The sequence below is a fragment of the Mesorhizobium sp. M1A.F.Ca.IN.022.07.1.1 genome, from assembly GCF_003997575.1.
Taxonomy (GTDB): Bacteria; Pseudomonadota; Alphaproteobacteria; order Rhizobiales; family Rhizobiaceae; genus Mesorhizobium.
Genome location: NZ_RZST01000643.1, coordinates 1 through 1,155, shown reverse-complemented (window position 1 = coordinate 1,155; position 1,155 = coordinate 1). Strand labels below are relative to the sequence as shown.

Sequence of the window (1,155 nt, the reverse complement as noted above, 5' to 3'; positions counted from 1 at the left end):
GCAGCGACCTGCAGTTCTCCGGCGTCAGCCTGCGCAGGCTGACGCCGGAGAACTGCAGGTCGCTGCTGTTCGACGACGTGCTGTGGGTGAAACGTGCGCGCCAGGAGCATGACATTTTCGTCGATGCCTTGCGCGAGCGCGGCTCGATGGTTCACTCGTTTGGCGAGCTCCTCACGGAGACCATGGGCATCGGCAAGGCGCGCGACTGGCTTCTTGATCGCCGCGTGCACGTCGGCGTCGTTGGCTTGGACATGGTCGACGAGATGCGGGGATGGCTGAACGAGATGCCGGCCGACGTACTGGCAAGCTGTCTCGTCGGCGGCATTGCTCGCGCCGAGCTACCGTTCGAACCCAAGGGACTGACCGGAAGGACGCTCGCGCCGCAGGACTTCGTGCTGCCGCCGCTGCCTAACCAACTCTTTACCCGCGACAGCTCCTGCTGGATCTACCGCTCGGTTTCAGTCAACGCCATGTATTGGCCTGCCAGGCGACCTGAAGCGGCCAATGTCGAGGCTGTCTATCGTTTCCACCCACGGTTTCGCGACAGCGGCATTCCATTCGTGTCTCCGGGAGCCGGAACAGGCGTCAGCCTAGAAGGCGGAGACGTCATGCCCGTTGGCGGGGGCGTGGTTCTCGTCGGCATGGGCGAACGCACCACGCCGCAGGCGGTGGGTGACCTAGCCCGCAGTCTGTTCGCCGCCGGGGAGGCCACACGCGTGATCGCGGCGCTGATGCCGCGCGACCGCTCCTTCATGCATCTCGACACCGTCTTCACCTTCTGCGACCGGGACCTCGCCACCATGTATCCGCCCGTGGTCGAAAGGCTGCGCAGCTTCTCGATCCGGCCCGGAGACAACGATGCGGCGGTTGAGGTCAGGGAAGAAAATGCTCCCTTCATCACCGTCGTCGCGGAAGCCCTCGGACTGAAATCGCTACGGATCATCGCCACCGGCGGCGACCGCTACGAGGCTGAGCGCGAGCAATGGGACGACGGCAACAACGTCGTCGCCATCGAGCCGGGTGTCGTCATCGGCTACGATCGCAACGTCTACACCAACACGCTTCTGCGCCGCGCGGGGATCGAGGTGATCACGGTCGAGGGCGCCGAACTCAGCCGCGGCCGCGGCGGTGGTCATTGCATGACCTGCCCGATTG

General features: G+C 65.0%; 1 protein-coding gene. It reads left to right on the top strand.

What is annotated here, in order from left to right; genetic code table 11:
• Window positions 1-8: 8 nt before the first annotated feature.
• Window positions 9-1,155, top strand: a 1,147-nt coding sequence (locus EOA75_RS33065; RefSeq protein WP_127326157.1) for an arginine deiminase, incomplete at its 3' end; no start/stop codon positions are given.